The sequence below is a fragment of the Bacteroidales bacterium genome (assembly GCA_018334875.1).
Lineage (GTDB): Bacteria > Bacteroidota > Bacteroidia > Bacteroidales > UBA12077 > JAGXLC01.
Genome location: JAGXLC010000228.1, coordinates 1 through 6617 on the forward strand (window position 1 = coordinate 1; position 6617 = coordinate 6617).

The window sequence follows — 6617 nt, forward strand, 5'->3', positions numbered from 1 at the left end:
TTGACTTTATAGACAAACACTATTTATTGTCAGACGGATGTTCTTTGTCTTTTTGGAATAGCCGCCCGGCGCTTACAGAAATTTTTGATCATTTTATGATTTGAATGGCGTCCATTTTTTGTCGCTCTTACTCGATTCCACTGTGGATTCAAGGAATGCCATACCCCTTACACCATCATGAACCGTTGGAAAATCGGCAAATTTGGGATCCGGTTCTTTTCCTTCGAGTTTGGAACCCAGAGTCAGGGCGAAATTACGGTAGATGTTGGCGAAAGCTTCTATGAAGCCCTCCGGATGCCCCGCAGGAACACGGGTGTGAACCAATGCATTTTCCGAAAGAAAGTCAAAGCCGGCACCTGTACGATACACTTCCATTGGACGGTCATTATATTTAAGGACCAATGTATTAGGGTCCTGCTGACGCCACTCGAGTCCGCCCGTCTCACCATATACCCTGATGTTCAAATTGTTTTCTTCGCCTACGCTTATCTGGCTGGCGTGCAGCACGCCACTGGCACCGCTGTCGAATTTCAGCAGAATATTGCCGTCATCTTCCAGGGCTCTGCCTTTCACAAAGCTATGCAGATCTGCACACATCTCGGAGATCTTTAGTCCGGTAATGAATTCGGAGAGGTTTTCCGCGTGGGTGCCAATGTCACCCATACAACTGGCTATACCTGCCTTTTTAGGGTCCATTCTCCAGGAGGCCTGTTTCTGGCCGGTCTCTTCCAGCTTTTCAGCAAGCCATCCCTGGGGATATTCAACCACAATCTTTCTGATTTTACCAATTTTGCCTCCTTTTACCATATCCCGGGCCTGTTTTACCATGGGATAACCGGTATAATTGTGGGTCAGGGCAAATAGCAAACCGGTTTCATTTACCAGCTTTTCCAGTTTTTTGGCTTCATTCAGATTATAGGTCATGGGCTTGTCACAGACCACATGAAAACCGTTCTCCAAAGCCATCTTGGCAGGAGGGAAATGCATGTAATTGGGGGTTACGATCGAAACGAAATCCATTCGCTCTCCCTCGGGCAACGATTTTTCCTTTTCGATCATTTCTTCATAGCTGCCATATACCCGATCATCAGGAAGGAAGAGTTCTTTCCCGGAAGCTTTTGACTTTTCGGGGCTGCTGCTGAAGGCCCCGCATACCAGTTCAATCTTGCCGTCCAATGCGGCGGCACTGCGGTGTACTGCTCCGATAAAGGCGTCTTTTCCACCGCCTACCATGCCCATTCTGATTTTTCTGTTCATAGATGTATATTTTTTGATTAGAAAATGATTCAAATGCTAAAGATAATAAATATCAATTGACTCTCCTAGATTGAATGGAAAAAAATAGGCAATGACTTGTCAGTCAAATAATTTTTTGAATATAGACCTCGGAATGGTACCGGTTAGAAGGAATACCCTTCAATTTTCAGTGAAAAATTGGAAATGAAAAGAGCATTCTTTATTTTAGCCGGAGAATAGATAGGAAAAGATCCATTTTGGAATGACCGGATCAGTGCCATTCAAAATGCATACCCACTATTATTTATCCGGAATTGGCAAAATTATCTCGAGATGGAGTTCAGGGCAACGATACCAATGGATGTTAAGAGGACTTCCCGGCTAATGAACCGAGGCCATAGCAAAAATATGGTACTGCTGGTTTTTCTGATGGTTGTTGTTTTTCCTGCTTTTACACAAAAGGAAACCGGTATCCCGTTCATCCGTAATTACAGCTCCGGAGAATACGGCTCGCATGACCAGAACTGGGCAATTGTAGAGGGTCCCGGTGGTATCATGTACTACGGGAATACCAATGGCGAAATTTTGGAATATGACGGGGAAAACTGGAGGAAGATTAAGATTCCCAACAGATCCATCGTACGTTCAATGGATGTTGATACGGAAGGCACCATTTATGTTGGGGCAGTGGATGAATTCGGTTATCTGAAAGCCAACAGTAAAGAAAAGCTTGAATATCGGTCATATATTTCTTTACTTGACAGTACTGCCCGGGGCTTTGGGAATGTCTGGCAAACTTTTGCCATGGATCATGGTGTTTATTTTTCTACCGATGCGGGTCTATTTCGGGTGCGTGAAGGAGAAGTTAAAAGCTGGCCTTCCTGTACCGATAATTTTTTTGTAGCTTATCGGGTAAAGAAATCCCTTTTTGTCCAGGAACTTGGAGTTGGTCTGATGAAACTGGAAGATGAGAAACTCAAACCCATTCCCGGCAGCGAGCTGTTCAGGGATAACCGTATCTATGGGGTACTCCCCTATAAAAAAGACAAGATGCTTCTTATTACACATGATAAAGGCATTTATGTATATGATCCGGGAGAACCCGATGAGCCATTTTATAAGGCAAAGGGATTTAAGGAACTGAATTGGTTCCTGTCACGGAATAATCCTTATCGTTGTACGGTTTTGAATGATAACAGGTTTGCCCTGGCAACACGACAAGGAGGAATCATCATAGCTGACAGTTCGGGAAATATAGAACGGATTATCAACAAAGAAGAAGGTTTGATCGGAGATGATGTTAAGTACATATATCAAGATAGACGACAAAACCTTCATTTAGCGCTTGATGCAGGTATCGCTTTTGCTGAGATTTCCTCGCCCATTTCAAAGTATGATGAACGCAGGGGTCTGGAAGGAGCCCTTTTGTCCATAATCCGCTTTGAGGATGAATTGTATGTAGGCAGCACCAAAGGCGTATTTGTACTTGAAGGAAACCGGTTTAGAAAGATTAAAGGTTTGAATGAATTTGCATGGCAATTTTATTCATACAAGCCTTCACCTTTTGAAACGTCATCTGCAGGCGATTCTCTTCTGCTGGTTGGTTCGTCAAGTGCATTCTATCAATTGAAGAACAAAAAACCTGATAAAATTGCTGATGTACGCAATGCGTTTTGTATGCTTCAGCCAGTTGAGAATCCATCATTATTGTTTGTAGGATTGAGCAATGGATTGGCCGTTTATGAATATAGGGGCGGCGAATGGAAATTTACTGATAAAATAAAAGGTGTAGATAGGGAAATACGAAATATGGTTCGGGACAGGGAGGGGAATATCTGGCTTGGAACGGCATTCAAGGGAATCATAAGGATGAAAGATGTTTTCATCAATGATACGCTTAACAGACAGCCTGTGGTTACCAGCTATTCAATGGATGAAGGTTTACCGGCAATGGACTGGAACTTTGTGCAGCGTATTCAGGATAAGCTTGTTTTTTGCACCTCCGGCGGACTCTACCACTTCGATGAAAGAAAGGAACATTTCTATCCGGATACTTCATTTGCCGAACAACTGGCAGATGGTTCACGTGGAGTACATTGCATGGCTGCCGATAAGAAGGGCAATCTCTGGACGGCCAGTATGTATCCCGGAAAAGCAGTGCCGGGAATGGCAATAAAACAGCCGGATGACACCTATACCTGGTCCGATTTGTCTTTCAAAAGAATTACCGGCGGTTTGCTATATTTTATCTATCCGGAAGAAAATGGAATATGCTGGCTTGGTGGAACGGAAGGACTTTACAGGTATGATCCGACCATCACAAAAGACTATGATCAGCCTTATGATTGCCTGGTGAGAAAAGTGACTATAGGCAAAGATTCGGTAATCTATTGGGGGAATGGGGCCAAGCGCAGGGCCGAAAGTTCCGTTAAAATAGATTATGACGCCAACAACATGGCATTTGAATATGCCGCGCCCTTATTTGAAGGGCAGGATGCTGTGCGCTACAGCTATTATCTTGAAGGCCAGGACGAAGAATGGTCAGAGTGGGCAAAGGAAACCAATAAACACTATACCAATTTACCTGAAGGGGATTACGTCTTTAAAGTAAAAGCTATTGGTGTTTATGATCGGGAAAGCACCGTTGCGGGTTACGCTTTTACTATAGCCCCTCCGTGGTATCGTACCTTGTGGGCTTACGGTTTTTATGGACTGTTTTCCGTTCTGTTTATCGGAGGTATAGTGAAAGTATATACGAAGAGGCTTGTAAGGCATAGAGAGCAGTTGGAACAAACTGTTAAAGAACGAACCGCTGAACTGGAGCAATCCAATAGAGAGCTGAAGGAAACCATTGATCTGGTTAACCGGCAAAAGATTAAAATACAAACCCAGGCTGATCAACTTAAGATGCAAAATGAAAGGCTCATAGAGCTCGATGGATTCAAGGAAACCATGACCACTACCATTGTTCATGATCTGAAAAATTCGCTCAATGCCATCATTAATGTTCCTGAGAACCTGTCGGAAGAGGGGCTGAAGCTCGTTAAACAATCTGCCGGTCAGATGCTGAATATGGTAATGAACATTCTGGATATTTATAAATATGAGAACAGCCGGATGGTGTTAAATACATCTGCCCATCCCCTTTATGAGATTGTTCAAAAGGCTATGGGGGAAGTGGCTTTTCTTAATCAGGCTAAACACATCAGCATCCGGAATCATGTCCATCCTGAAATTTATATTCTGGCCGATAAGGAAATCATTATCCGGGTTTTAATCAATCTGCTTACCAATGCCATCAAGTTTACGCCCGTCGGTGGAATGATCCGGGTCGATGCCTCTTCTTCAGAATTTCCCGGAGCAGAAGTGGGGGAGGGAGTGGTAAGCGTTTCTGTAAAAGATAACGGGGAAGGTATTCCCGGGGATCAACTGGAAAAAGTATTTGATAAATTCACCCAGGTGGAGGCCAAAAATACAGGTAAAGCCCCTTCAAGCGGTTTGGGTCTTACTTTTTGCAGAATGGCGGTAGAAGCGCATGGCGGGGAAATCGTCGCAGAGAGTGAATTGGGAAAAGGCTCGGTTTTCCGTTTTACGCTCCCTGCAGATAAAGCCCTCAACAAAACAAAGGCGGGGGCAAATCCGCCCTCAGCGCCATTGATTGATGTTTTTGACCTTCCTGAAAAAATAAAAGTCGTTCTCAGGCCCTATGTAAACAGGCTAAAGAATTTAATGATAAACGAAACCACAGAGATAATCTATATACTCAACAATATCCAGCATACCGGTGATGAAATTGAAGCCTGGAAGAAAGAATTGGAAGATTGTTTGTTTACACTGGATGAAGAGAGATATAGCCGGCTCATCCGGTTAGACTAAACAATGGCTATATTGGAAAAAAGTGGTAGCGACGATTCAATAAGGGTTATGGCTTTTATATGATATGCCTTTATTATCCATATGCAATTTCAATTTTTTAATAAACTGTTAAACTAATGAAAAGAACAACTTTATTTATTATTTCGATCTTTTTTGCTTCTCTTTTTGCAATAAAAGGTTCATGGGCACAAGAACCGGTTTGTACTTTTGGTACAGAACTTCAATACGCTAAGATGCTTGCCGGGCAAGATCCCAAAGGAAGCGAGATAAAATGGTTCCAGGTAAACACAGAGGATGATACATGGAAGCTTGAGGATGATGTGCTGGTTTGTTCCGGTCAGCCTATTGGCGTGATCCGCAGTGAAAAAAGGTATGAGAATTTTATCATGCACATCGAATGGAAACACATGGAGGCCGGAGGAAACTCGGGTACTTTTGTGTGGAGCAAGGCAGAACCGTCCGGAAACCGTCTTCCCGACGGTGTGGAGGTGCAGATGCTCGAACTCGACTGGGTAAACCAGAATACCCGGAATGGTGAAAAACCTCCTCTGGCCTATGTGCATGGCGAATTGTTCGGTGTTGGCGGTGTTGAGGTGGTTCCCGACAATCCACGCGGGAAACGCAGCAAGTCGGTGGAAAACCGGTGCAAGGGCAAAGGAAAATGGAATACCTACGACGTGGTTTGTGTGGACGGTACCATCAAGCTATCGGTTAACGGGAAGTTCGTAAATGGCATCAGCGAATCTTCACAGCAGAAAGGCTACATCTGCCTGGAGTCGGAAGGGGCAGAAATCCATTTCCGGAATATTCGGATCATTGAATTGCCTTAATCTTCAAATCCCGGTCTGACAAAGCTTCTTGCCGAATTATTACCAAATAATTCTGAGGCTAATGTTCGGATCCATCGTTTTCGGTGCCCGCGGTTCCCAAGAGTCCGGAAGGCCTCGCTATTCTTCCGGATTTATCTCCACTATCCGTATGTCATCAAAATAGCCCTTGTTGTCAAAGGATCCGACTCCAATGCCTCCGCCGGTAAACCGTTTGTCTTTGGTCTCCATGATGGAGTTTTCCAGATCGTCAAAGTAAACACGGATAACGCCGCTTTTGCCATTCCGGACAATGCGTACCCGGTGCCATTTGTCTCCCCAGGTAAGGCTTCTGGTCCTCCAGGAAGCAATGGAAACACGGGGTTCTCCGTCAACTGCAAAGATGGAGTGTGCATGCGGATCGGCTTCCTCTCCCAAATGCACATAATAGAAATGGCTGGGATCCTGCTTGCCGAAAAAGAGGTCAAGATCCGCATGTGCACCGGGTTCACCCGTGTATTTAAGAAGGGCATCCATCACAAAGCTTTCGGGAGCATCATCTGTAAGCCAGAGTATGCTGTGCGGTGATCTGACCTCCGGCTCGTAATCGCTCTGATCCTTTAAATGCAGCACGCCACTACCATCTACCTCGGTCATTTCCCATGCATCGGGGTCAGTTGGCTTCCAATCATCTTTCAT

Annotated in this window: 4 protein-coding genes; 2 read left to right on the forward strand and 2 right to left on the reverse strand. The window is 44.5% G+C overall.

What is annotated here, in order from left to right; translation table 11 throughout:
• Window positions 1-93: 93 nt before the first annotated feature.
• Window positions 94-1257: a Gfo/Idh/MocA family oxidoreductase gene (locus tag KGY70_14970; GenBank protein MBS3776496.1), complete on the reverse strand. Its 1164-nt coding sequence runs from the start codon at window positions 1255-1257 to the stop codon at window positions 94-96.
• Between the two features lie 312 nt (window positions 1258-1569).
• On the opposite strand from KGY70_14970, the gene KGY70_14975 reads away from it, so the two are divergent.
• Window positions 1570-5112 (forward strand): hypothetical protein, encoded by a 3543-nt coding sequence (locus KGY70_14975; protein MBS3776497.1) that lies wholly within the window; start codon window positions 1570-1572, stop codon window positions 5110-5112.
• A 116-nt stretch (window positions 5113-5228) separates the two neighbouring features.
• Window positions 5229-5942, forward strand: coding sequence for a DUF1080 domain-containing protein (locus KGY70_14980; GenBank protein MBS3776498.1), 714 nt, complete (start codon window positions 5229-5231; stop codon window positions 5940-5942).
• Between the two features lie 117 nt (window positions 5943-6059).
• Here the strand turns inward: KGY70_14980 and KGY70_14985 are convergent.
• Window positions 6060-6617 (reverse strand): hypothetical protein (locus KGY70_14985; protein ID MBS3776499.1); only part of this gene is annotated, 558 nt, incomplete at its 5' end.